Source organism: bacterium (genome assembly GCA_028821235.1).
Taxonomy (GTDB): Bacteria; Actinomycetota; Acidimicrobiia; order Spongiisociales; family Spongiisociaceae; genus Spongiisocius.
Map to the genome: position 1 here is coordinate 1 of JAPPGV010000082.1, position 26,144 is coordinate 26,144.

At 65.5% G+C, this 26,144-nt stretch carries 21 protein-coding genes and 1 tRNA gene; 19 read left to right on the top strand and 3 right to left on the bottom strand.

Annotation, left to right across the window (positions count from 1 at the left end):
* Positions 1-906: 906 nt before the first annotated feature.
* Positions 907-1,143, top strand: a complete 237-nt coding sequence (locus tag OXK16_09650) for a helix-turn-helix domain-containing protein (protein ID MDE0376211.1) — start codon at positions 907-909, stop codon at positions 1,141-1,143.
* Positions 1,144-2,765: 1,622 nt separating this feature from the next.
* Here the strand turns inward: OXK16_09650 and OXK16_09655 are convergent.
* Entirely contained in the window at positions 2,766-2,912 is a 147-nt protein-coding gene (locus OXK16_09655) for a hypothetical protein (protein MDE0376212.1), read from the bottom strand.
* 238 nt (positions 2,913-3,150) lie between these two features.
* Here OXK16_09655 and OXK16_09660 point away from each other — a divergent pair, with 238 nt between their 5' ends.
* From OXK16_09660 to rpoC, 12 genes are all read left to right on the top strand, one after another.
* Positions 3,151-3,912 (top strand): metallophosphoesterase, encoded by a 762-nt coding sequence (locus OXK16_09660; GenBank protein ID MDE0376213.1) that lies wholly within the window; start codon positions 3,151-3,153, stop codon positions 3,910-3,912.
* A 420-nt stretch (positions 3,913-4,332) separates the two neighbouring features.
* Positions 4,333-5,055, top strand: coding sequence for a transcriptional regulator (locus OXK16_09665; GenBank protein MDE0376214.1), 723 nt, complete (start codon positions 4,333-4,335; stop codon positions 5,053-5,055).
* Complete coding sequence (locus tag OXK16_09670) at positions 4,998-6,047, top strand: nucleotidyl transferase AbiEii/AbiGii toxin family protein (GenBank protein ID MDE0376215.1); 1,050 nt, start codon at positions 4,998-5,000, stop codon at positions 6,045-6,047. The genes OXK16_09665 and OXK16_09670 overlap by 58 nt, the downstream gene beginning before the upstream one ends.
* Before the next feature lie 207 nt (positions 6,048-6,254).
* Positions 6,255-6,333, top strand: a tRNA-Trp gene (locus OXK16_09675).
* Positions 6,334-6,391: 58 nt separating this feature from the next.
* Positions 6,392-6,706, top strand: coding sequence for a preprotein translocase subunit SecE (gene secE / locus OXK16_09680; protein MDE0376216.1), 315 nt, complete (start codon positions 6,392-6,394; stop codon positions 6,704-6,706).
* A 2-nt stretch (positions 6,707-6,708) separates the two neighbouring features.
* Positions 6,709-7,563, top strand: coding sequence for a transcription termination/antitermination protein NusG (gene nusG / locus OXK16_09685; protein ID MDE0376217.1), 855 nt, complete (start codon positions 6,709-6,711; stop codon positions 7,561-7,563).
* A 67-nt stretch (positions 7,564-7,630) separates the two neighbouring features.
* Entirely contained in the window at positions 7,631-8,059 is a 429-nt protein-coding gene (rplK, locus tag OXK16_09690; GenBank protein MDE0376218.1) for a 50S ribosomal protein L11, read from the top strand.
* 236 nt (positions 8,060-8,295) lie between these two features.
* Positions 8,296-9,012 (top strand): 50S ribosomal protein L1, encoded by a 717-nt coding sequence (rplA, locus tag OXK16_09695; protein ID MDE0376219.1) that lies wholly within the window; start codon positions 8,296-8,298, stop codon positions 9,010-9,012.
* A 313-nt stretch (positions 9,013-9,325) separates the two neighbouring features.
* Complete coding sequence (gene rplJ, locus OXK16_09700) at positions 9,326-9,847, top strand: 50S ribosomal protein L10 (protein MDE0376220.1); 522 nt, start codon at positions 9,326-9,328, stop codon at positions 9,845-9,847.
* 67 nt (positions 9,848-9,914) lie between these two features.
* Positions 9,915-10,301, top strand: a complete 387-nt coding sequence (gene rplL, locus OXK16_09705) for a 50S ribosomal protein L7/L12 (GenBank protein ID MDE0376221.1) — start codon at positions 9,915-9,917, stop codon at positions 10,299-10,301.
* 390 nt (positions 10,302-10,691) lie between these two features.
* Positions 10,692-14,060 carry a DNA-directed RNA polymerase subunit beta gene (locus OXK16_09710; protein MDE0376222.1) on the top strand — a complete coding sequence of 1,123 codons (3,369 nt, stop codon included), beginning with the start codon at positions 10,692-10,694 and terminating at the stop codon, positions 14,058-14,060.
* A gap of 83 nt (positions 14,061-14,143) precedes the next feature.
* The gene (gene rpoC / locus OXK16_09715; protein ID MDE0376223.1) at positions 14,144-18,100 is read left to right on the top strand and encodes a DNA-directed RNA polymerase subunit beta'; all 3,957 of its coding nucleotides are present in this window, start codon (positions 14,144-14,146) and stop codon (positions 18,098-18,100) included.
* Positions 18,101-18,159: 59 nt separating this feature from the next.
* Here the strand turns inward: rpoC and OXK16_09720 are convergent, their stop codons facing one another.
* Entirely contained in the window at positions 18,160-19,188 is a 1,029-nt protein-coding gene (locus OXK16_09720) for a sugar phosphate nucleotidyltransferase (protein MDE0376224.1), read from the bottom strand.
* 6 nt (positions 19,189-19,194) lie between these two features.
* The gene (locus OXK16_09725; protein ID MDE0376225.1) at positions 19,195-20,121 is read right to left on the bottom strand and encodes an HD domain-containing protein; all 927 of its coding nucleotides are present in this window, start codon (positions 20,119-20,121) and stop codon (positions 19,195-19,197) included.
* Between the two features lie 113 nt (positions 20,122-20,234).
* Here OXK16_09725 and dnaX point away from each other — a divergent pair, with 113 nt between their 5' ends.
* The 6 genes from dnaX to OXK16_09755 form a co-directional block, all read left to right on the top strand.
* Positions 20,235-22,055: a DNA polymerase III subunit gamma/tau gene (gene dnaX, locus OXK16_09730; GenBank protein MDE0376226.1), complete on the top strand. Its 1,821-nt coding sequence runs from the start codon at positions 20,235-20,237 to the stop codon at positions 22,053-22,055.
* 56 nt (positions 22,056-22,111) lie between these two features.
* The gene (gene recR, locus OXK16_09735; protein ID MDE0376227.1) at positions 22,112-22,744 is read left to right on the top strand and encodes a recombination mediator RecR; all 633 of its coding nucleotides are present in this window, start codon (positions 22,112-22,114) and stop codon (positions 22,742-22,744) included.
* An 84-nt stretch (positions 22,745-22,828) separates the two neighbouring features.
* Positions 22,829-24,016, top strand: a complete 1,188-nt coding sequence (locus OXK16_09740) for a homoserine O-acetyltransferase (protein ID MDE0376228.1) — start codon at positions 22,829-22,831, stop codon at positions 24,014-24,016.
* The gene (locus tag OXK16_09745; GenBank protein MDE0376229.1) at positions 24,013-25,287 is read left to right on the top strand and encodes an O-acetylhomoserine aminocarboxypropyltransferase/cysteine synthase; all 1,275 of its coding nucleotides are present in this window, start codon (positions 24,013-24,015) and stop codon (positions 25,285-25,287) included. The genes OXK16_09740 and OXK16_09745 overlap by 4 nt, the downstream gene beginning before the upstream one ends.
* A 4-nt stretch (positions 25,288-25,291) precedes the next feature.
* Positions 25,292-25,771: a CoA-binding protein gene (locus tag OXK16_09750; protein ID MDE0376230.1), complete on the top strand. Its 480-nt coding sequence runs from the start codon at positions 25,292-25,294 to the stop codon at positions 25,769-25,771.
* A 177-nt stretch (positions 25,772-25,948) separates the two neighbouring features.
* On the top strand, positions 25,949-26,144 hold a 196-nt coding region (locus OXK16_09755), incomplete at its 3' end, for an Hsp70 family protein (protein ID MDE0376231.1).

The window sequence follows — 26,144 nt, forward strand, 5'->3', positions numbered from 1 at the left end:
CCCGGTGATCTCCAACACTTCGGGCAGTCTCACCACCCGCCCACCCCCCGGAGGCAGCACCGCTGAGCGTCGACGGCTGACACCCGGCTTCCTGTCGTGAGTCTGGTTTCTCATCCGCATTCCCCTCGCTCCTCCACATTGCCTGCGATCCCGTGCCAACCCTTCAAATCCGTGGCCTCTCATCCGATACGGAAACGGTCCCGGCTCTGTAGTCGTAACCGAACATACCCAAAGTGACCCGGAACCCGGTCGCGGATCCACCCCTTGGGGTCGCGCTCATGCGCGACCGGTCGCGCTTCCACCCCACCGCGGTCGCGCATCCGGTCGCGCATCCCTCCGACCTGGGCTTTACTTTGCCGCTCAAAGGAGTGAAGCCCTTTGATGGTGCCAGCGGGAATCGGCGGCGAGGCAGCGATCCTGCGGGCCCGTTTTGTTGTTGTAGGGGACCTCTGTGCGCGCCATACGCCCCTGAGGGGTACACACGTCCCCACCGACGTTGGGTAGCTCGCTGCCCAGGGGGAAGGGCCTGGCCGGGCGGTGGGGAAGCCAGTCACCAGGGGGATAGCCCGGACCCGAGGGTGCTTGGAGCTCGTCTACCAGGGGTTTCTTCGGTGATCCACCCGGAGAAGGCCGAAGCAGGAATGCGAGCAGGCGAGGGCAGCGAAAAAGGAGGTGTGTGGTGGGCCGGTCGGGAGGAGCTGAAGGTGATCGGGCGGGTGGACAGAACCCGGGGGGAACGCGAACGGGGAACGGGGGGATGGGGATGGGGACGTATGTCCCAGGGCTGTGGGACGTATGTCCCCGCAGGGGGTGTCAACTGTGGTTGAAAGGCGTAGCCAAGTTTTCATTAAAATGCCGAACCCCATATTAGGGGGCTGGTAAGGCTGGCTATCAGGGGGGTGGTAGATGAGCAAGAACAGGGATGAGGCCCGGGCACGGCAGAATGCCGAAACCTTCCGCATGCTTGCCGCGATCGACGCCGCCGAACAGCTCGAGGCTGCCCACACAGAATGGGCCCGGGCACGGGAGTCCTACCGCCAAGCAGTGGTAGCTCTCTACCGCATAGACCAATTCAGCCAGGCTGAGATAGCCAAACTGGTAGGCCGCTCCCAGTCGTCGATCTCCAACCTGGTCCGCAAGTAGGCCACTTCACCTCCACCGGGACATACGTCCCCACCCCGAGGAGGACATATGTCCTCATTTTAATGAAAACTTGGCTCACCCACCAGCCACCCACCGGCCACCCCACACAAGGACACACGTCCCCCACCCCCAGGGACACACGTCCCCCTCCCCCGCTCCCCCGATGTACCGTCCACCACCCGCCCACATCAGCTCATCCACACCGACCACACCAACACCCTCCTCGATACCCACCTTCCTCACCAGACACCCACAAAACCCCAGGTAAACGCCCCAAACACACCCCGACACCCGGACCATCCCCGCGCCAGCAGACCGCCACCGCCACCCCGCGCGGTCACACCTCCTCTGCCCACATCCCCGTCGGGCCGCGCCGCTACCACCAGACCTGCCCGGACCTGTACCACCCTGGACGGACATGCAGCCCCGGACACATGTCTCCCACCGCAACAAGGAGGTCACAGCCCGCTACCTCGCCGCCTCGCCGCGGACCCCCACTGTCGCTGCCCCAGGGCGTCTGCCCCACCGAACTGCCAGCAAAACCTCAGGTCAGAGGGATGCGCGACCGCAAGCGCGACCGCAAGCGCGACCGGTCGCGGTTAAGCGCGACCGCGACCACTTCTCTCCCACCAACACAGGACACCCCGCTCGCTCACCCGGGACACATGTCCGCCCCCCCTGACGCAGAATCAGGACACATGTCCCACTGCCTGCAACCAGCCAGGCCGAACCACCGGATCGCTACCGAACCCATCGGCCCCGATCGGGGAAGCGGCCCTCCTCCCCAACTGCCGGCAAGGGCTCGCGTCAGAGGGATGCGCGACCGCTCCGGGGAGAGAAGCGCGACCGGTCGCGGTTGACCGCGACCCCAAAGGGATGGTTCCGCGACCGCTGGGGGGTGGATGCGCGGCCGGGCTGCGGGTCACCTTGGAATGCTCGATGACAACAACACGGCGCACGACGATCCCGTTCGAATGAGAGACGACATTGCGGCCGGCACAGGACGGCCCGCAACGTGCAGGAGAAAGGAGGGGCAGATGAGGAGCCAGACCAACAACGGCCGAGATTGGGAAAGCCGGTCACATGGCGAAGCGGTCCCGTGTGTTCGCAGCAGACGTGTTGATCGCGGAGGTGGCTGGTGAATACCGGCGCGCCGTGGCCCGGCCCGGTTGAGGCCGAGCAAGCGGGTATGTGTGGTGTAGACGAAGCTGCTCCGATGGGCGAAACAACCACAACAACGACATCAGGAGACCCGGCGTGTAGAAGCCCGGGGCAAGGACCCAGACCCGGTTGTCGAGGTTGTAGAGCCTCTGATCCGCAGTGTCTGCCGTCTCGCTACCTACACGGCTGACCAGTTCGGTGACGAACCGGAAGTGCGCCGCGTGAAGTACTGCGTTAGCCAGGTCACCTTGTTCCTCGATACTCGCAGCCTCGAGACCGGCCGCCCCCTACCCCAGGTCCGCCTCCGACCATTCGGGGTTGTCGCTCTGAACCGGCGCCCAACACCCCGCTCTCGCATCGCCTCCAAATGCCCATTAGTGGCAGGATCACAGCGGAAGGCGTAGGCCAGGCATCCGTCGTGTTTCGGTCGCTTCCGGGTTCACCTGTGACCGGGCGATGGCTCAGCGGTCAAGGGCCGGACCGTCTCGCTCGGACGCCTGGAGGGCCCGGCGGGCGGTGGCGACACGGTGCCGCAACAGCGCGTAGTCGTCCGTGTAGCCATCGAACAGCTTCGCACGGATGTTGTCGAAAATGCGCCAACGCTGCAAGTAGCACTCACGGCTGAACCCGCCATCCTTGCTACCAGCCCAGGGGGATTGTGGAAGGCGTGACGGACGACATGGTCGACCCCGACGGGAACGTGACACGAGGTGACCAGTGCCGCCGTGGCCTGGTAACGTGCCGCCGCTGAAGGGGGGCATCTCATCTGCACAGCCAGGCTCCGCTCAGGACCGTACCCTCAGCAACTCCCCGACACGACACGAGGAAAGAAGGACCCCGGAACAAATGACGGTACGTTACGCGATCGTCGGAGATATCCACGGCATGTTCGAGTCGCTGGCGGCGACTCTCGAATCGGCTCGCGGCCGTTGGGGTAGGCTCGATTTCGTCCTCGCGGTCGGCGACGTGGAACCCAACCGTAACGGCGACGACAGTCGTTGGGTGGTGGGCCCAGAGCGTTACCGCAAGCTCGGCGATTTCCCGAGAGTTGTGAACGGCGAGATCCGCCTGGGCTGCTCGTTGTATTTCATCGCTGGCAACCATGAACCGTATACAGCGTTGGAACGTGCCGGACCCGGCGAGTGGGCTCCCGGCGTGTGGTGGCTAGGTCGGTCAGGAGTGACCATCATCAAAGGAGTGGCGGTCGGTTACCTCTCCGGCATCTACTCGCCGAAATACTCCGAACTGCCAGAGCCGTACCGGCGAGGCCCAAAGCAGAAGACCTACTGGCATCGTTCAGAACTGGCCCACCTCGTCCACTTCGCGCAGCATCTCCCTCACCGACTCGATGTGCTGCTGACACACGACTGGCCAGCGGGCGTAGGCACCGACAGGCGAGGCCGGCCCGTAGGTGATGTGTCATTGCGGGATCTCACCGCCAAACTTCAGCCGCGGGTGCACGCTTGCGGCCACATGCACTACGACCACCGGGGGCAGATCAACAACACACAAGTCGTGTGCCTCGCTAAACCCTCCCCCGGGCCGGAACTGAGGGGGATCGTCGTTGTTGAACACACCACTCCGGCAGGGCTACGCATCCTCGAGTAAGCCGTTCCTGGTATCCCCCGACTCGTTCGTAGGCGAGGCGAGCGCTTCGGGCAGGAGGTGGTGCCCTGCCGCGGGCGACGGCGGGGCTTCTCACCGCGTCCTCTCTGCCGGACCTGACCCCCAGCAGCTTGGAGAGAAACCCGATTTCACCGCCTGGTCTTTGCCGTCACAAGGTGGTGGTGGGGGGACGATGATCCGCGTCATCTCCCCGCCCACATTGCCCATTGGTGGCAGGAGAGGGGTGAGGTAGCTAGCACCAATTAGTCTGGGGCACGTATAGCGTAACGTTCGGGCAGCGAGGGGCTGATGGAGTTGCAGACAGCGTTCTTGGAGCGAGAGCCGGTGTTTACCGCGGCCGAGTTGGTTGAGTTTCTGTCTGAGCGGGGTGTCGTAGGACCTGGGAGACAGGCGGGTTCTTGGTTGGCGCTTTGGCAGCGGAGTGGACGGGTGGTGGAGATCCGCCACACGCCCGGGCTGTACTCGGTTGTGTGGCCGGGCGTGGACCCTGAGCGGTTCCAACCCCTCCCGTACCTGGTGGCGTCGAAGATGACGCCGGATGCGGTGGTGTCGCATCGTTCGGCGGTGGCGTTCCACGGGTGTGGGCATTCGGTTTGGCGGCACTTCTTGTATTCGGCGGCGGTGCCGGCGGCGCCGCTCAGATACCGGGCCGCGGGTTATGACGGCGTGCCGTTCCCAGCTGCGTTGCGCGGCTCGGGCAACGAGAGGTGGGGTGTGGAGTTGGTCGGGTACGGGGGCGGACGGGTGCGGGTTACTTCGCTGGAGCGGGCTCTGGTGGATGTGTTGGCTCAGCCGTTACTCGGTGGCGGCTGGGAGGAGATATGGCGTTCGGCTTCTCCCTCCAAGGTACCTGACGTAGAGAAGGTAGCTGCCTACACGACGCTGTTGGGTGATGCCGCCGTTCGCGCTCGAGTCGGGTTCTTCGTGTCGCAGCACCTGGACTTGTGGCGGCTCCCCGCGACGGTTCTTGAACTGTTCCGTGACGACTCAGCCGGTCCTTACTACCTCGACGGGGACGACCCCGCCCCGGCGGTGCTCGTCGGGGAATGGGATCTGGTGGTTCCGAAGTGGGTGCTGGGGCAGCGCTGGGAGGAGTTGAGCTCATATTCCCCCGCTATGAGCTAGAACGAGTCGCCGCCGAGTTCGGGTTCCACACCGCACAAGTGGAACAAGCAGTCCGGCTCCTAGACCTACTCAACGCTGTCGGTGCCCATCCCGAACTAGGTGACAAGCTGGTCCTCAAGGGTGGAACAGCTCTCAACCTGTTCCTGTTCGCCGCGCCGCGCCTGTCTGTGGATCTCGACTTCAACTACATCGGCGCCGCCGATCCCGACATTATGCGCGCCGACCGCGGGCCGCTCGAGGAAGCTCTAGGCGACGTTTGTAGAAGCGCAGGATACGAAGTCACGCAACTAAAGCCGGGGGAGCACGCCGGCGACAAGTGGGAACTCAGATACCAGAACACGCTTGGCAGCGACGACAAGATCGAGATCGACCTGAACTACATGCACAGGGTGCCCCTGTGGCCGCCGAGGAGGCGGGACTCCTATCCGCTGGGCAGGTGGAGAGCGACAGACGTACAGGTTGTAGACGACCACGAACTAGCGGCCGGAAAGCTCCACGCTCTCGGCGAGCGGGCGAAGGCCCGCGACCTCTTTGACGCTGCTCTAATACCCAGTATCCACGGACTCGACGAGGCGAAAGTGCGCACCGCGTTCGTCGTGCACGGAGCAGTATCGAACAAGGACTGGCGCAAGGCTACAGCGATTGTCCGCAACCCACCCCCAGGTGATCTGCAGGCCAATCTGTGGCCCATGCTGCCTGCCGATTCCTCATTACACCAACTATCGCCGGGGCATTGCCTCGAGCTGCTCAAGGCCGGGGCCGCACCAACTCTCAGCGCCGTGCTCCCACTGACCGAACTAGAACGGCGATTCCAGGACGGAGTCAAAGGTCACGGACTGATCGACGCGACACTACTGACCAGCGACCAAGCCTTACAGGCGAGGATCGCAGCCCAACCCGGCCTCGCATGGCAGGTCTTCAAAGTGCAACAACGGCGCAAAAGCATAGAACGCCGCCGGCGACCGAGTTCCGGTCTTGGGCTGGATCTGTGACAATCGCTGGCGCTGCCGGTGAGCTCGCAGCCGGAGATCGCCGTGGGTGGTACCGACGCCAGGTCCCGCTCGCGGCACCGTAAGAGACAAGAAGCGGCCACTACGGGGAATGTCCGGCCACAGGGGAACTTCAGAGGTCTGGTAGTCTGGTCGTTGGGCAGCTAGCTTGGCATCCCCGCTCTACTGTGGTTCGGTTTGTGGGACTGAGAGGCTAGAATAGCGGCTGTGCTGGGCTTTTACCCGGTCTCCAAAACCGGAGGTTGGGGGTTCGAGTCCCTCCGCCCCTGCTCGACTCGTTCACTGCGGCTCCGGTCGCAGTACCCACAAGAAAAGGCAGCAGAAAAATGAACCGCGAGATGCGTCGCATGGCCGAGCGGGAAGAGCGGCGCAACAAACAACAGGGTGACCGGCGCCGCTCGCCGATCGCGGGTGCGCCGGGCGGCGACGGGTCGGTGGCCGGCCGCTGGGGCCGGCTGGTCCAGTTCCTCCGCGAGGTGCGGGTGGAGTTGAGCCGTGTCAACTGGCCCAACCGCCGGCAGATGATCGCGTTCACAACGGTGACCGTCATCACGACCGGCGTCCTGACGGGTTACGTATTCCTGGTCGACCTGGCCCTCAGCCGGTCGGTGCTGGCCGGGATCAGAGCGCTGACAGGTTGAAGATGGCGGAACGGACGGCAGAGCAGCAGGACGGAGCTCCCGCCGAGCAGGGGGATCGTAAGGATCCCTCGCTCGGATCCCTGGGAGCGGCATTCCTGAGTGCGGGCTTCCTGGCAGATGGATCCCGTGACGAGAACGAGCCGGAGCCCGTCGAGGAAGCCGCCGGCCCGGAGGTGGAAGCCACGGAGACCAGCGCCGAGCCAGAGCGGGAGAAGCCGGTCGCTAAGACTCCGGCGGCCGGAGCCAAGGCCGCCGTTACCCAGGAGCTGGTTCCCGAGTTCGTGGAGGAGGATCCGATCAGCCCCTACGACAAGCGGGGGTCCTGGTACGTGATCCATGCCTATTCGGGTCACGAGAAGAAGGTACGCGCCAACCTCGACACCCTCAAGACCTCCCAGCACCTGGAGGGGAGCATCTTCGAGGTGGTCATCCCCACCGAGAAGGTGGTCGAGATCAAAGGGGGCCGCAAGGTGGAGGTGGAGCGGCGCATGTTCCCCGGCTACCTCTTGATCAGGATGTACGACGACACCCATACCTTCAACGTGGTGCGGAACACCCCCGGAGTCACCTCGTTCGTGGGTAGCGGGATGGGAGGTGGATTCCAGCCCACCCCGCTGTCGCGCCGCGAGGTGGAGCGTTTCCTGGGTCTCAAGAGAGAGGCGGCCAAGAAGGCCCCGAGGTTCCGCCCGGCGTGGGAGATCGGAGAGACGGTGCGCGTGTCCAAGGGACCCTTCGCCGACTTCAACGGGGTGGTGGAGAACATCAACGTCGACCAGCAGAAGGTCACCGTGCTGGTCGAGATATTCGGCCGGGACACGCCGATGGAACTGGGTTTCGAAGACATCCAGAAGCAGTAGCGAACGCCAGGACTATCCGGACCGAGACCGGACCGCCAAGACGAGAGACACGAAGGACAGACCGACCATGGGCAGAAAAAGGGTTGCAGCCATCCTGAAGGTTCAGATCCCGGCCGGCGAGGCGAGCCCGGCGCCGCCCGTCGGGCCGGCTCTGGGCCAGTACGGCATCAACATCATGGAGTTCGTCAAGTCCTACAACGATGCCACCCGGGCCCAGGTGGGCACCATCGTTCCGGCCGAGATAACCATCTATACGGATCGGTCGTTCAGCTTCGTCACCAAGTCACCTCCCACGGCGGTCTTGCTCCGGCAGGCGGCTCGGGTGGAGAAGGGGTCGCCGGAGCCGCACCGGGAGAAGGTTGCCACCGTGTCCAGCGATCAGATCAGGCGGATCGCCGAGACCAAGCTTCCCGACCTGAACACCAACGACATCGCGGCGGCCATGAAGATCGTGGCCGGCACCGCCCGGTCGATGGGGATCATCGTCGCCGACTGACCACTATGACAACCGAATACCGATGGGAGAGCCACCGCGAGGGTGGCTCGCTTGTGGTCCGTCTGTGTAATGGCGGTGTGGTATGGCGAGGCAGCGGTGTTCCTCGCAAGGCCCGCTGACGAAGGCGTACCCGCAGCGGTACGTTGAGGAAGCGGAACGCAGCGACGGGGCGCCGATGGCCGCCAGAGCACACGGTTGTTTCACAGACAGACCACTAGACCACAAGGAGGAACGCTATGGCTCGCAGGGGCAAGCGCTACGACCGGCTCGCCGCCGCATTCGACAAGTACCACCATTACGAGCCGCTCGAGGCGGTGCGCATGGTGAAGGCTTCCGCCGCCGCCAGATTCGACGAGACCATCGAGACGGTGATGAAGCTGGGGATCGACCCGCGCCGGGCCGACCAGTTGGTCCGGGGCACCGTGGTGCTCCCCCATGGAACCGGCAAGGCGATCCGCATCTGCGTGTTCGCGGTCGGTGACCTGGCAACCGAGGCCGAGGAGGCGGGCGCCGAGGTGGTCGGTGGCGACGAGCTGATCGCGTCGATCGCTTCGGGCGGGGATGTCGGCTTCGACGTCGCGATCGCCTCACCGGACATGATGCCGAAGGTGGGTCGCCTCGGAAGGATCTTGGGACCGCGGGGTCTGATGCCCAATCCGAAGGCCGGGACCATCACCCGAGACCTGGCCAGGACGGTCGGGGAGTTCAAGGCCGGCAAGATCGAGTACCGCAACGATCGCTACGGGAACGTGGCTGCTCCCATCGGCAAGGCTTCTTTCGACGAGACACGCCTCCACGAGAACCTGATCTCCCTGGTGTCCGAGGTGCTGCGCGTGAAGCCGGCCGCTTCGAAGGGCACTTATCTCAAGGGGTTGTCGATAGCCTCGACCATGGGTCCCGGAATCAGGGTGGACGTGACGAAGGTGGACCGCCTGTCCGGCGTGGCTTCCTAGCCGGTAGCCAGCAGTCTTCTCGTCCCACTGACGAGCGGCAACCGGCAACGGGCGGTGACCCCTGCCTGGCGCAGGGTGGGCGCGGCCGCTACACTGCCCGCGGTTTCCCGGTTCCGTACCGGGAATGTTTGGCCGTAGACAGCCGGTACCCGTTACGGGTGTAAAGCAATCCGGGAGGATTCGCCTGCCGAGGTCGGATCGAGGCATCCGCCCGATCCCCTCCCTGCTGTCCCTGTACGCCGTTCCGGCGCGTGCGGCCTACGCCAGCAAAGTCGCGGGACGGCCCGCGACCCGCAATCCAGCGGAGGAACTCATGCCACGACCCGACAAGGTCCGGGCTGTTGAAGACATCAAGGGTTACTTCTCGGCCTCGTCCTCATCGTTCCTGACCGAGTACCGCAGCCTGCCGGTGGCGGCCCAGCAGGAACTTCGCCGGAGCCTCAGGGAAGCCGGGGCGAGATACCGGGTCCTGAAGATGACGCTCACCAAGCGAGCTCTCCACGATCTCGGCCACGTTGACATGGACGAGTGGCTTACGGGGCCGACCGCCGTGGCCTTCGTCGAGGACGATCCGGTCCCGGCCGCCAAGGCGCTGGTCGCCTTCAGCCGGGACCACGAGGGTCTGGTCATCAAGGCCGGCATGCTCGACGGTCGGGCCATCGGCGCCGATCAGGTGGCGCGCCTCGCCACCCTCGACAGCCGGGATGTGCTGCTCGCCACGGTCGCAGGGGCTTTCAACGCGCCCCTGACCAGAGCCGCCTCGCTGATGGGCTCCTTTACGAGGAGCGCAGCCTCGATGTTCTCGCAGTTGCTCGAAAAGAAGGAAGAGGGATAAGGCCGGGTCCAGACGCGGCCACCGGTGCCCGCACCGGCCGAACGAACGGAAATCTAGGAGGATGGCAATGGCCAGCATGACTACTGAAGAACTGTTGGGTGTGTTCGAGGGGATGACGGTCCTCGAGCTCAAGGAGTTTCTCGACGCCTTCGAGGAGCACTTCGACGTGACCGCGGCAGCCCCGATGGCGATGGCGGTCGCGGCCGGTGACGGCGCCGGGGCCGAGGCGCCCGCAGAGGAGCAGACGGAGTTCGACGTGGTGCTCACCGGATCCGGTGACAAGAAGATCCAGGTCATCAAGGAAGTCCGGGCCATGACCAGTCTCGGGCTCAAGGAGGCCAAGGCGGTCGTGGACGGTCTCCCCAGCACCGTTCTCGAGGCGGTCTCCAAGGAGGAGGCCAACGCTGCCAAGGAGAAGATCGAGGCGGTCGGAGGCTCGGTCGAGATCCGCTAGTTGCTAGTATTGTTCTATAGAGAATTACTAAGAACTACGGACTAGAGATTAGAAACTTAGATGTTGACGGCCGCTCCGGTGTCCCGTTAACATCACCGCGAAGTGGACGGCTTAGCCCGTAGGGTGCAGCGACGGGAGCCCGTCGATAGGAGTTGACTTCCGCCTAAGGCTTCGGGTTTAGGCGGCTCTGCCGCGTGCTAAACTTTCGGTTTGCTGTGCCCTATGGTGTCGGGAGAGCGCGCGTACCTTCACACATCCCGCCTGATGGCGACCGATTTTCGGAGAGCATGGTGATCGTTCGTGTCCGTTTGGCGTCGGAACACGGATGTATCGGGTCAAGTGAGTCAAGCCGACCGGTCATGCCGGTCGGGTATCTATTAGGAGGAAGCTTTGGCCATAGCCCCCGCTGTTGATCGACTGTCCTTCTCCAAGATCCCCGAGGTCAGTCCCCTGCCCGACCTCATCGCGGTCCAGCGCGAGTCCTTCAGCTGGTTCCTCGAAGAAGGCCTCAGCCGGATCTTCCAGCAGCTCTCACCCATCGAGGACTTCGGCGGGCAGCTGGCTCTCGACCTCAGCGATCACTACTTCGGGGAGCCGCTGATGACCGAGGAGGAGGCGAAGGAGCGGGACACGAGCTACTCCAAGCCCCTTCACGTGATCGCCCGGTTCGTGAACCGCAACACCGGCGAGATCAAGGAACAGAGGGTGTTCCTGGGCGACTTCCCGATGATGACCCGCAACGGCACCTTCATCATCAATGGCACCGAGCGGGTGGTGGTGAGCCAGCTGGTTCGGTCTCCGGGCGTGTACTTCGACCACTCGGTGGACAAGGCGTCCGACAAGGACGTGTACGGCGCCAAGGTGATACCCGGCCAGGGTGCCTGGATGCAGTTCGACATCGACAAGCGCGACACGGTCGGCGTACGGGTGGACCGCAAGCGGCGCCAGTACATCACGTCGTTCGTTAGGGCGCTGGGCATCGCAGAGACCGATGACGAGATACTCCGCCTGTTCCATGACGCGGATGTCATCGCCAACACCCTGGACAAGGACCCGGTGGGTGACGTCGAGGATGCCATGCTCGACTTCTACCGCAAGCAACGCCCCGGCGAGCCGACCACCCTGGACTCCGCCAAGGGCCTGATCGGCTCCATCTTCTTCAACTCGAAGCGTTACGACCTCACCGAGGTAGGCCGCTACAAGGTCAACCAGAAGTTCGATAACCCGGACGGACACTCATCCGAGAACGGTCTCTTCACCCCGGACGACTTCATCGACACCATCCGCTACCTGATCCACCTCCAGCAGGGTAAGGAGACCATGACCACCCGGGCCGGTACCGAGGTGGTGGTCCGTACCGACGACACGGACCACTTCGGAAACCGCCGGGTACGGACGGTCGGGGAGTTGGTCCAGAACCAGATCCGGGTGGGTCTGAGCCGGATGGAACGCCAGGTGAGGGAGCGGATGTCCACCCAGGACCCGGACTCCATCACGCCCACCTCCCTCATCAACATCCGGCCGGTGGTGGGCTCGATCAAGGAGTTCTTCGGGTCCAGCCAGCTCAGCCAGTTTATGGACCAGCCCAACCCGCTGGCCGGACTCACCCACAGGAGGCGCCTGTCGGCGCTGGGTCCGGGCGGCGTATCGCGGGAGCGGGCAGGCTTCGAGGTGCGGGACGTCCATCCCTCCCACTACGGGCGCATGTGCCCCATCGAAACCCCCGAGGGTCCCAACATCGGGTTGATCGGGTCCCTCGCCAGCTATGCCAGGGTCAATCGGTTCGGCTTCATCGAGACCCCCTACCGCGAGGTCAAGGACGGCCGGGTGACCGACGTCACCAAGCACCTGACCGCTTCGGAGGAGGAGCGCTTCGTGATCGCCCAGGCCAACTCGGAGTTGAACCTGGACGGCACCTTCGTTCGCGACCGGGTTCTGGTCCGGCGAGCCGGTGGCGAGATCGACCGGGTACCGCCCAGGGACGTCGACTACATGGACATCTCACCCAAGCAGATCGTCTCGGTGGCCACCTCCCTGATCCCGTTCCTCGAGCACGACGACGCCAACCGGGCGCTCATGGGCTCCAACATGCAACGCCAGGCGGTTCCGCTGCTCCAGGCCGAGGCGCCCCTCGTGGGCACGGGCGTGGAAGCCAGGGCCGCCCAGGACTCCGGTGATCTGATCACCTCCGAGGTGGCGGGCGTGGTGACCTCCATCAACGGCAACGAGATCGTGATCTCCGAAACCGGAACCGATGAGGAGCACCGCTACCGGCTCCGCAAGTTCGAGCGCTCCAACCAGGGCACCTCGATCAACCAGAAGCCGGTGGTGGACATCGGGGACGAGATATCGGCGGGGACCGTGATCGCCGACGGGCCCTCCACCGAGGCGGGAGAGCTGGCGCTGGGCAAGAACCTGCTGGCCGCTTTCATGCCGTGGAAGGGCCACAACTTCGAGGACGCCGTAGTCCTCAGCGAGCGTCTGGTGAAGAAGGATGTGCTGACCTCGATCCATATCGAGGAGTACGAGGTCGACGCTCGCGACACCAAGTTGGGCGCAGAGGAGATCACCCGCGACATCCCGAACGTAGCGGAGGAGGTACTCAAGGACCTCGACGACGAGGGCGTTATCCGGGTGGGCGCCAATGTGGGACCGGGCGACTATCTAGTCGGCAAGGTGACACCCAAGGGTGAGACCGAGATGACCCCGGAGGAGCGCCTGCTTCGGGCCATCTTCGGGGAGAAGGCCCGAGAGGTCAGGGACTCCTCCCTCAAGGTTCCCCACGGTGAGTCCGGCAAGGTGATCGATGTACGGGTCTACCGGCGGGCGGACGGCTACGACGATCTCCAGCCCGGTGTCAACGAGCTGGTACGGGTGTGCGTGGCCAGCCAGCGCAAGATCTCCGAAGGCGACAAGCTGGCGGGCCGGCACGGCAACAAGGGCGTGATCGCCAAGATACTCCCGGAGGAGGACATGCCCTTCCTGGCGGACGGGACCCCAATCGACATCGTGCTCTCGCCGCTGGGCGTTCCATCCCGGATGAACCTCGGTCAGGTGCTGGAGACGCATCTCGGATGGGCCGCCGCTCAGGGATGGCGCCCCTTCAAGAGCGAGACCCCGGCGGCGGAGGGCAGGCCGCCCCGCTCTCGCGTGGCCACGCCTGTGTTCGACGGGGCCCGGCAGAGCGAGATACGCGACGTCATCGCCAACAGCCTTCCCAACCGGGACGGGATGCGCCTGGTGGGCGACGACGGCAAGGCGACTCTCTACGACGGGCGGACCGGGAGGCCCTTCGACACGACCATCACGGTGGGATACCTCTACATCCTCAAGCTGGTCCACCTGGTGGATGACAAGCTCCATGCCCGTTCGACCGGTCCCTACTCGATGATCACCCAGCAGCCGTTGGGCGGTAAGGCGCAGTTCGGCGGCCAGCGCTTCGGGGAGATGGAGGTGTGGGCTCTCGAGGCCTACGGCGCCGCCTACGCCCTCCAGGAGCTGCTGACAATCAAGTCGGACGATGTCCTGGGTCGGGTCAAGGTCTACGAGTCGATCGTCAAGGGCGACAACATACCCGAACCGGGGATCCCGGAGTCCTTCAAGGTGCTAATCAAAGAGATGCAGAGCCTGTGTCTCAACGTAGAGTTGCTGTCGGCGGGAGAGGAAGTCCAGTTCAGAGACCTGGACGAGGACCTCTATCGCACGTCGGAGTCACTCGGAATCGATCTGTCGCGTCCGGAGCGCAGGGAAGAAGGTTGACAAGCGTGGATTGGGGCCAAACACCCGACCGGTTCAGTAAGTACGGGGGCTACCCGGCATCCTCCGGCGCGCCCACTCGGGACGTGTTCGACGAGCTCAAGATCGGATTGGCTTCGCCCGAACAGATCCGCTCCTGGTCGTTCGGTGAGGTGAAGAAGCCGGAGACCATCAACTACCGGACTCTCAAGCCCGAGAAGGAGGGACTGTTCGACGAGCGCATCTTCGGTCCCCAGAAGGACTGGGAGTGCGCCTGCGGCAAGTACAAGCGGATCCGTTACCGGGGCATCACCTGCGAGAAGTGCAACGTGGAGGTGACCCGCAGCAAGGTGCGCCGGGAACGCATGGGCCACATCGAGTTGGCTGCTCCGGTCACTCATATCTGGTTCTTCAAGGGCGTCCCCTCCCGCCTCGGCTACCTGCTCGACATGTCCCCCAAGGAACTCGAGAAGGTCATCTACTTCGCCTCCTACGTGGTCACCGAGCTCGACGAGAGGAAGCGTCTCGAAGACCTGCCGCGGCTGGAGGAGGAGATGGAGGCCGGGATCGAACTCGAGCAGGAAGATTTCGACGAGTGGCGGGAGGCCCGCCTCCAGCGGCACGAGGAAGAGATCCGGCGCATGGAGGAGGGGGGCGCCAAGCCCCAGGAGATCACCCAGCGGCGCCGCGAGGTCGAACGTGAGGTCTTGGATCGCGAGTCCCGGTGCGAGCAAGAGTGCGAGCTCTACCGGGAGGCCTTCGAGACCTTCCGCAGCCTGAAGCCCAAGAAGCTGGTGGAGTCGGAACAGCTGTGGCGGATGCTCGACGACCAGTACAAGGACTACTTCTCGGGGGGCATGGGCGCCGAGGCGGTCAAGGCCCTGCTGAGGCGGATCGACCTGGATGCCGAGATGGCCATGCTTCGTGAGAACCTGGTGGCCACCTCCGCCCAGCGCCGCCACCGGGCTACGCAGCGGATCAAGGTGGTGAAGCCGTTCTGGGAGGGCAAGCACTCTCCCCGGAGCATGATCGTGGAGTCGGTCCCGGTGATCCCGCCCGATCTCCGCCCGATGGTCCAGTTGGACGGCGGTCGGTTCGCGACCTCGGACCTCAACGATCTCTACCGGCGGGTCATCAACCGCAACAACCGGCTGAAGCGACTTCTCGACCTGAACGCTCCCGAGATCATCGTGAACAACGAGAAGCGCATGCTCCAGGAGGCGGTGGACGCCCTGTTCGACAACGGTCGGCGGGGCAAGGCCGTCACCGGTCAGGGCAATAGGCCTCTCAAGTCCCTGACCGACATGCTCAAGGGCAAGCAGGGCCGCTTCCGCCAGAACCTGCTGGGTAAGCGGGTGGACTACTCGGGGCGCTCGGTGATCGTGGTGGGACCGCAGCTCAAGCTCCATCAATGCGGTCTGCCGAAGGTCATGGCCCTCGAGTTGTTCAAGCCTTTCGTCATGAAGCGGCTGGTCGATCGGGACATCGCCCAGAACATCAAGTCCGCCAAGCGTATGGTGGAGCGCCGCCGTCCCCAGGTCTGGGACGTGCTCAAAGAGGTGATCCAGGAGCACCCGGTGCTGCTCAACCGCGCCCCCACGCTGCACAGGCTGGGTATCCAGGCCTTCGAGCCCATCCTGGTCGAGGGCAAGGCCATCCAGATACACCCCCTGGTGTGCGAGGCGTTCAACGCCGACTTCGACGGAGACCAGATGGCGGTACACCTGCCGCTGTCGGCCGAGGCTCAGGCGGAGGCCAGGGTCCTGATGCTCTCCACCAACAACGTCCTCTCCCCGGCCAGCGGTTACCCGATCGTGGCGCCGTCCCAGGACATGGTGATCGGTATCTACTACCTGTCCGAGAAGGTGGAGGACGCCAAGGGGGCCGGCCGGGTGTTTGCCGACCCGGACGAAGCCCTGATGGCCTACGACCTGGGTGAGATATCGCTGCACGCCCCGATCAAGCTGCGCTTGGGCCAGATCGCCGGCGATCCGGTCATGCATGCCGAGTTGGCCGACTTCATCCCGAACCTCATCACCGAGGCGCCGGTGGACGGTGACCAGCTGTTCGAGACCACCCTCGGACGGACCCTGCTCAACCAGGTAATGCCCGAGGGCTTCCCCGTTCTCGACGCCATGGTGCTGAAGGGCGACCTCAAGGTGCTGATCGCCGAGATCATCGAGCGGTACGGGAAGAACGTGGTGCAGCGAACCCTGGACGGGCTCAAGGAGTTGGGATTCGATTACTCGACCAGGTCCGGGCTGACCATGGGCCTTCGCGACGTTCGGGCGCCCCGTGACAAGCAGCGGATCCTCAACAAGCACCAGAAGAAGGCTGACGCGCAGGATCGCCAGTACCAGCGCGGCATCATCACCCAGGACGAGCTCCACCAGGAGCTGATCGAGATATGGACCGAGGCCACCGAAGAGGTGACCGCCTCCATGGAGAAGACCCTGGCCAGTGACGACTTCAACCCGATCGACATGATGGTGAAGTCCGGCGCCCGGGGGAACAGGATGCAGGTCCGCCAGATCGCCGGCATGCGGGGTCTGGTGGCCAACCCGAAGGGTGACATCATCCCCCGCCCGATCAAGGCCAACTTCCTGGAGGGCCTGACCGTGCTGGAGTACTTCATCTCCACGCACGGCGCCCGGAAGGGCCTGGCCGACACCGCCCTCCGGACCGCCGACTCGGGTTACCTGACCCGGCGCCTGGTCGATGTCTCCCAGGAGATCATCGTGCAGGACGAGGATTCGGAGGACCGGGGTATCCGCATTCCCATCCGGGTCATGGAAGGCAAGGAGTGGCAGCTGATCCCCAACCTGCGGAACCGTGTGTACGGACGGGTACTCGTAGACGACGTGCTGGTCGATGGCGAGCCGGTGGTGACCAAGGACGGGCGGGAGCTGGTGGCCGGGGAGGTCCTCGACCGTTACGCCATGGTCGCCTTGGAGGCCGCCTCGGAGGTTCTGAGCGTGCGGGTGCGCTCGCCCCTGACCGACGAGATCCCCCATGGCATAAGCCAGGCCTCGTACGGGCTGAGCATGGCCACGGGCCGGATGGTGGAGCCCGGCGAGGCGGTCGGGATCATGGCCGCCCAGTCGATCGGCGAGCCGGGAACTCAGCTGACCATGCGCACGTTCCACACCGGTGGCGTGGCCGGCCAGGACATCACCCACGGTCTTCCCAGGGTGGTCGAGCTCTTCGAGGCCCGCTCTCCCAAGGGGAAGGCGGTGCTCTCCGAGGTCGGCGGCCGGGTCCGGATCGAAGAGACGGAGGAGGGCGGACGGGCCATAGTGATCGAGTCCTCGGAAGGGGAGACCCAGTACGAGGTCTCTCGCAGGGCTCGCCTCACGGTCCGCAATGACCAGGAGATCGCGCCGGGTACGCCGCTGACGGAGGGTCCGCTCGATCCCAAGGAAGTGTGCGACATCCAGGGCGTGAGGGCCTGCCAGCAGTACCTGGTGGAACAGGTCCAGGAGGTCTACCGGAACCAGGGCGTGGACATCCACGACAAGCACATCGAGCTGATCGTGCGCCAGATGTTGCGCAGGGTTCGGGTAGCCCGCTCGAACGACTCGGACTTCCTGCCGCTCCAGTTGGTCGACTACGGGGAGTTCCGCGAGGAGAACCGCCGCCTGGTGGCTGAGGGCCGCCAGCCTGCCGAGGGACGGCCCGAGCTGATGGGAATCACCAAGGCATCGCTGGCCACGGACTCGTGGCTGTCGGCGGCCTCGTTCCAGGAGACCACCCGGGTGCTGACCGAGGCGGCCATCAACGGTCGCTCGGACCACCTGCGAGGTCTCAAGGAGAACGTGATCATCGGCAAGCTGATCCCGGCGGGAACAGGTGCCACCCGGTACCAGTCCATCAAGCCGGATCTTCCCGAGGCAAGCGTGCTCCCGTCGAACCTCGGAGCCGACTGGTTGGCGTCCCTCCAGATGCCCGGTGAGGAGGGCGAGCCGAACGGGGAGCTGGCCGAGCATGGGGACGCGGGCACCGGAGTCGGCCTCCGCGAACCCGAAGAGGAACTCGTCACCAGCGATCCGGCACCTGTTGAGTAGTAGCTAGTCGCTAGTCACTAGTTCTTACCAACTAGCAACCAACGACTAGCAACTAGCAACTAAGTTCCCGGGGGCCTGACGTCCTGGGCCAGGTCCATGGCCGCCACGAGGACCGCGTCCCCGGTATCCACCACTATGACCCCGTCGAGGCCGAGTACCAGGACGGGCCGTTCCCCGGCGGAGACATAGCTGGACGAGACCGAGCGCACCTCGGCAGGCCCGGCCACCACGTTCCCGTGCTCGTCACCGGCTGCTCTCTCCCAGAGAGCAGCCCACGATCCCAGGTCGGACCATCCCGCCTCGAAGGGCGCCATGGCGCCGCGGCGGGTCCGCTCCATTACCACCCGGTCGATGGAGCCTTCCGGACAGGCTGAGAAGGCCTGCTCCTCCAACACCACCGGACCTTCGTCGCCCCGGCCGCCGAGAGCCGCCCGTACCTGGCGGATGATGCCGGGACTCGCCGAAGCCAGCTCGTCGACGAAGGTGCCGGCCCGGAACAGGAACATGCCGGAGTTCCATGAGTAGCGGCCGGACTCGACGTAACGGCGGGCGGTCGGACGGTCCGGTTTCTCGCGGAACGAGGCGATCCTCATCACGCCCGGGAGGTCGGCGACGGCCGGCCCGTGCTCGATGTAGCCGTATCCGGTCTCGGGCCGGTCCGGCGTGACGCCGAAGGTGACCAACCAGCCGGCCCGGGCGGCGGCCGTGGCTCGCTCCACCACCTCGACGAAGGCTGCGGTGTCTCTGACGGCATGATCGGCCGGGAGCACCAGCAGCAGGTCGTCCGCCGCCGACAGCAACGCGGCTGCGGCTGCTGCTGGAGCGGTGCTGCGGCCCACCGGTTCCAGCACCGCCTGGAAGCGTCTCACCCCGATCTCGGCCAGTTGGTCGGATACGGGTGGGTAGTGGTCCTCACCGCACACGATGATCGGATCCGCCGGTTCCGGGAGCAGGGCGGCGCGCAGGAGGGTCTCCTGCAACATCGAACGCCCGCCGGCCGGTCGGACCAGCGGCTTGGGATGCTCGGGACGCGACAGCGGCCACAGCCGGGTGCCCGATCCTCCCGCCAGGATCACCGGTCGGAGCATCTCGTCCTACCCGCAGCGAGCCGCGTGGACCCGGTTGGCGAAACGATCGGTCATGCCGGCCACGTAATCGACCGCTTGGCGCTGCGGAGAGTCGGACCGCCGCGCGGAGGGAGGTAGCTCGGACGGGTGCGCCTCGTAGTAGCGGACCAGGTCCTGGACCACGCCCATGGCCTGCCTCCTCAGGGCTTGACCTTCAGCCCGCAGGTAGACCCGCTCGAACATGAAGTTCCGCAGGTCGTCCATGGCTTCGGCCACATCGGGGGCCATACGGACACGGCCGGCGCTTATCGAGCCGTCGATCACCGCGTGCACCATCGCGGTCACCCAACGCCCGTGCTGGTCGCCGAGCAGGGCTTGCGCCCGGAACGGCAGGTCCTGGTAGCGGATGATCCCGGCCCTCATGGCATCGACGGGATCGTGGCTGAGGTAGGCGATCCGGTCGGCGTACCGGCACAGGGCCCCTTCCGGGGTGGCGGGCCCTTCCTCGATCCGCCACGGATGGGCGCGGATGCCGTCCCGCGTTTCCCAGGTGAGGTTGAGCGGCTCGATCACCGACAGGATCCGTACCGAGTGGTCGGCATGTACCCAACCCCCGTCGAGCATCTCGTCGAGGGCGTCCTCTCCGGTGTGACCGAACGGGGCGTGCCCGATGTCGTGACCCAGGCAGATGGCCTCGGTCAAGGACTCGTTCAGGCCGAGCGCAACCGCCATCGAGCGTCCGATCTGGGCGACCTGGAGCGTGTGGGTGAGCCTGGTGACGAAATGGTCGTTGCCGGGGTCGATGAACACCTGGGTCTTGCGAGCCAGCCGCCGGAAGGCGTTGGAGTGGACGATGCGGTCGCGGTCCCGTTCGAATGCGGTACGGAGCGGGTCGGGCTCCTCCGGACTCTCCCGGCCCTTGGACTCGGCAGCCTTGGTGGCGGCGGGTGCCATCCGCAGGAATTCGGAGTTCTCTCGAGCCTCGCGGGCAACGTGCCGGAAGGGTTCCGCATGGACGACCACGCTCCGACGATAGCGAGGCCGTCCAGGTTGCCGGCCCGTGCCGGATGAGTACGCTTCCGGCGATGGAGTACCAGGCGCTCTACCGCAAGTACCGGCCGCAGCGCTTCGATCAGGTAATCGGCCAGGAGCATGTCACCGTGACCCTGGCAAGGGAGATCGCCGGAGGTCGGGTGGCGCACGCCTACCTGTTCACCGGTCCCAGAGGCACGGGCAAGACCACCACGGCCCGCCTGCTGGCCATGGCCCTGAACTGTCCCGACCGGGGTCCGGACAGCGAGCCGTGCGGCGCCTGCCCGTCCTGTGCGGGCGTGGCGTCATCAGCCTCCATGGACGTGATGGAGCTCGATGCCGCCTCCCACAACAAGGTGGAGGACATCAGGGAGCTGCGCGCCGGGGTGTCCACGGTGGCGTCGGTGGGGGGTGCTCGGCGGGTGTTCATCCTCGATGAAGCCCACATGCTCACCAAGTCGGCCGCCAACGCCCTGCTCAAGACCCTGGAGGAGCCACCCGAGCATGTGCACTTCGTGCTGGCCACCACCGAGCCCTACCGGTTGCTTGACACGGTCCGTTCGAGAAGCCAGCGGTTCGACTTCCATCTGGTGCCGACCGACACCCTGACCGACCACCTGAGGTGGATCGCCGAGGCCGAGGGGTTCGAGGCCACCGACGGCGCCCTGCTGGCGGTGGCTCGGCGGGCTGCCGGGTCGGTCCGGGACTCGTTGAGCCTCCTCGAGCAGGTAGCCGCCAGGGACGGTACCGTCACCGAGGAAGGCGTCCAGGCGGCGCTTGGCGTGGCCGGGCCCGAGTCGCTCGTGAAGCTGGTGGATGCGGTTGCAGACGAGGCGCCCGCCGCCGCCCTCGAGTTGGTGGCCCATCTGTCGGCGGGCGGCGTCGATCTGCGACGCTTCGCCGGCGATGCGCTGGGTCTCTTTCGGGGGGTCTTCCTCACCCACTACAGCTCGGATGTGAGGGAGTTCACCGACGAGCCTCCCGAGGTGATCGAGCACTGGCAGGAGGTGGCAGGCCGGATCCCTGCGGCTCTGGTGATGAGGTCGATCGACATTCTGGGAGAGGCGCTCGTCAAGCTCAGGGAGGGCCGGGACGAGCGCATGATGCTGGAGTTGGCCGTCCTGAAGCTGTCCCGCCCTGAGCTGGACGACCGCCCGGAGGGACTGCTGCGGCGGATCGAGCGGCTCGAGAAGGGCCGGCCGGTCGCGCCCGCCCGCAGCCCGACGGCCGTCCCGGCCCCGGCCGCAACTGCCTCGGCGACCTCCGCCCCGGCCGCCTCCACTCCGGACGCCTCTGCCAAAGCCCCGGCGGGCACTCCGGCCTCTCCGCCTCAGGAGCCGCTATCCATCCCGGCGTCCGACCAGCCACTCGCCGATGCGGACCTGGACCACATCTGGCCGCAGCTCAGCAACGCGGTCATCGAAGGGCTGGGTGGGAGGCTGGGTGCGTTCTTCCGCGAGGCTGTTCCAGGCGCAGTGGACGGTTCCACTCTGGTGCTGCACCTTCCGGCCGGGTACGAGCTTCACTACAAGACTCTCTCGACGGACGCCGATCTGGCCGCGCTGCTCGCTCGGGAGGGAGAGAGGCTCCTCGGCAGGTCGGTGAGGATCGACTTCCGTATGGAGGGCGCGCCCGGCGGGTCGCAAGGGCAGGGTGCCGGACCGGATCCCTCACCCCCGCCGGATCCGATGCCCGAGTCAGGGCCGGAGCCGGACGCCCATGATCCTGCCGAGCCGGTGGACGAGCCCGCTCCCTCGCCGGCGCCGCCGCAGGTGGACCCGAGGGCGGCCATGCAACAGGCGGAGCTTCTGCTGCGCGAGTCCGAACTGAACCTCCAGGAGGTCCAGCCCGACTAGGCGTAGGCGAGGATGCGACGGTTTCGTCACCATCACCGACTACCCTGGTCAGGCTGATGTTCGAGCGTCCCGTTCAACGACTGATCGACGAGCTGAGCAGGCTTCCCGGGGTGGGTCGCAAGTCCGCCCAGCGTCTCGCCTTCCATCTGCTGAACGTAGAGGAGGCTGACGCTCGCCGCTTGGCGGGGGCGATCGTCGACCTGCGCGAGCAGACTTCCTTCTGCTCTCGTTGCTACAACGTCACCGCCGGGGAGGAATGCTCGATCTGCCGCGATCCTCGCCGCGAGCCCGGGTACATCTGCGTGGTCGAGCGGGCCCAGGACATAGCGGTCATCGAGCGTACGCGCGAGTTCGCCGGGCAGTACCACGTGCTGGGCGGCGCTCTCTCGCCCATCGACGGGATAGGACCCTCCCAGCTCCGGATCGAGGAGCTCGAGCTCCGGATCGAGGAGCTCCGGGACCGGCAAAGGGACAACGGCGCGGGGACCGGGGAGTCGCGGATCGAGATCATCATCGCCACCAATCCCACCATCGAGGGGGATACCACCGCCATGTACCTGGCGCGACGCTTCAAGCCCTTCGGGGTAACCGTTACCCGTCCGGCCAGCGGTCTGCCGGTCGGGGGCGACATGGACTACGCCGACGAGATCACACTCGGCAGGGCCCTGGCGGACCGGCGGGAGCTGTAGGGGATCCGCTCCATCCCCGATGTCCGGGATGGCCGGATAGGTTGATATCGTATGCGCCGATCCAGAGGCACTCGGAATGGACTCATGGGCAAAGGCATCGGACCGGTCGAGACCCGGTTCTTCACGTTCGGAAGCGAATCGGATCCGTTCGTCTGCGAGAGCGGCGAGGTGCTGCCCGAGGTAACCCTCGCCTACGAGGTCTACGGCGAGCTCAACGAGGCCGGCGACAACGCCATCCTCCTTTTCCACGCCCTCACCGGCGGCCACCACGCGGCCGGAGAGAACCGTGACTACACCGGCGCCGAGGCCCGCTGGACCGACGAGATGCATACCGGGTGGTGGGACGACTTCATCGGGCCGGGCCGCTCCCTCAACACGGACAAGTTCGCAGTGATCTGCGCCAACTGGCTGGGTCATTGCTATGGCACCACCGGCCCCGCCAGCATCAACCCGCTCACCGGCAAGCCCTACGGACCCGACTTCCCGCGCGTCTCCGCGGGCGACACGGTCCGGGCACACTTCCGGCTCCTGGACCACCTCGGGGTGAAGACACTCCATGCGGTGGTAGGTGGCAGCGTGGGCGGGATGATGTGCCTCGACGTGGCGGTCCGCTACCCCGCTCGGGTGCGTTTCGTCGTTCCCATCGCGGCAGGCCTGCGGGCCACGACACTCCACGTGATCCATGACTTCGAGCAGATCAACGCCATCTACAACGACCCGGACTTCAACGGGGGCAACTACTACGACGGGGCCTCGCCCGACGCCGGCCTCGCCCTCGCCCGGATGATCGGGCACAAGACGTTCGTGTCGCTGGACCAGATGAAGAAGCGGGCCAGGGGGGAGGTGGCCGAGTCCGGAGATCGGGTACGGCTTCCGATCGAGAGCTACATGTGGCATCAGGGCCAGAAGTTCGTCAAGCGCTTCGACGCCAACGCCTACCTGCGGACCATGTGGGCATGGCAGGACTTCGATCTGTATGCGGAGGCCGAGCGCAAGGGGATCACGCTCCGGGACATGCTCTCAGCCGGATCCCACAAGTATCTGGTCTTCTCGATCGACTCCGACGTGTGCTACTACCCGGGCGAGCAGAAGGAGCTGGCGGAGGAGTTGAAAGCGGCCGGTCAGGACTTCAACTGGATTACCGTCCACTCGGAGAAGGGTCACGATGCCTTCCTGCTCGAGCCGCATCTGTTCGAGCCCCACCTCCGTTACCATCTGGAATCCGATTGGGATCCCTCATCCACGACCCGGTCCAGGAGAAGCGCCAGATGAGCCACGAGTTCGGCTTCGACACCCGTTCCATCCACGCCGGCCAGCGGCCGGACCCCGACACCGGTGCGCGGGCCATGCCCATCTACCAGACCACCTCCTACGTGTTCGAGGATCCCCAGCAGGCCGCCGACCTGTTCGCCCTCCAGAGCTTCGGCAACATCTACACGCGGATCGGGAACCCCACCAACGCCGCCTTCGAGGAGCGCATGGCCTCCCTGGAGGGTGGCCTGGGCGGCCTGGCAACCGCCTCCGGTATGGCGGCCCAGCTCGTGGCGGTACTCACCCTCTGCGAGGTGGGGGACCACATCGTCGCCAACCGGTCGCTGTACGGCGGGACGTTCACCCAGTTCGACGTGACGCTCCGCCGGATGGGCATCGACACGACCTTCGTGGACACCAATGACCTCGATGCCATCGAGGCGGCCATCACCGACCGGACCCGGCTCGTCTACGGAGAGACGATCGGCAACCCGGCGGGTGACGTCCTCGACCTGGCGCCGATGGCCGATCTGTCCCGCTCCCACGGCCTACCCCTGGTGGTGGACAACACCTTCGCCAGCCCCGCGCTGTGCCGGCCCATCGAGTACGGCGCCGACGTAGTGGTGCACTCGGCCACCAAGTTCATCGGCGGCCATGGCACCTCGATCGCCGGTGTGATCGTGGAGAGCGGGGTCTTCCCGTGGGACAACGGACGGTTCCCCGCTATCGTCGAGCCGTCACCGGCCTATCACAACCTCACCTTCTGGGCGAACTTCCGGGAGTACGCCTACCTGATGAAGGCCCGCATGGAGCTGATGCGGGATGTGGGCGCGGTCCTGTCGCCCTTCAACTCGTTCCTGCTGCTCCAGGGGCTGGAGACGCTGTCGTTGCGGATGGAGCGCCACGTGGCCAACGCCCAGGCGGTGGCCGAGTTCCTGGACGCGGACAGCCGGGTGTCGTGGGTGTCCTATGCCGGGTTGCCCTCCCACCCCTCCCACGACCTGGCCCGGAAGTACGTACCGGCCGGGCCGGGAGCGGTGTTCACCTTCGGCATCGCCGGGGGCTACGAGGCGGGGGTGTCATTCATCAAGCGGGTGGAGCTGGCCAGCCACCTTGCCAACGTGGGTGACGCCAAGACGCTGGTGATCCACCCGGCCAGCACCACGCACCAGCAGGTCCCGCCCGAGGAGAGGGACGCGGCCGGGGTGGGCGGCGACATGATCCGGATCTCGATCGGTCTCGAGAACATCGAGGACATTCTCTGGGACCTCGACCAAGCGCTGGGGAGCTGAAACCATGACCGAGGTACTCGAAGCCGACGCCCGCACTCGGCTGCGGATCATCCGCCAGGCGAAGTCGGTGGCTCTGGTCGGCGTGTCCGGCAACGAGCTGAAGGCATCGAACTTCGTTGCCACCTACCTGATCCGCACTCATCTTCGCGTCTATCCGGTCAACCCGGCCTACGAAGAGGTGCTTGGCCTGAAGTGCTACGCATCGCTTGCGGACCTGCCGGAGGTGCCGGACATCGTCGACGTCTTCCGCCATCCTCGCTTCATCCCGGAAGTGGTGGACGAGGCCATCGCCATCGGCGCCGAGGTGGTGTGGTTCCAGCTCGGCCTCCGCCACGACGACGCGGCCCGGACGGCTATTGCCGCCGGCCTCCAGGTGGTCCAGGACCGGTGCCTCAAGATCGAGCACGCCCGTTTCTCGGGCCGTCTGAACCTGGCCGGCTTCGACACCGGAGTCATCTCCAGCAAGCGCCTACGGGACATTTAGTTAATAGTAACTAGCCGCTAGTTGATGTTGGATTACCGCTGACCGCTCACTGCTGACCGCTGACCAACTGCTCCACTTCCAGAAGCCCGCGATGCGGAGGATTCGCGGGAATATGATAACGTATGACTTAGGTTATACCTATCGAAGACACTGAGAAGTATCGAAAGGAAGAAACGTATGGCCAAGGCCGTCGGAATCGATCTGGGGACCACCAACAGCGTGATTGCGGTGCTGGAAGGCGGCGAGCCGACCGTGGTCGCCAATGCCGAAGGGGCTCGTACCACGCCATCGGTGGTGGCCTTCAAGGACGGTGAGGTGCTGATCGGTGAGGTCGCCAAGCGGCAGGCCATCACCAATCCCGATCACACCGTCC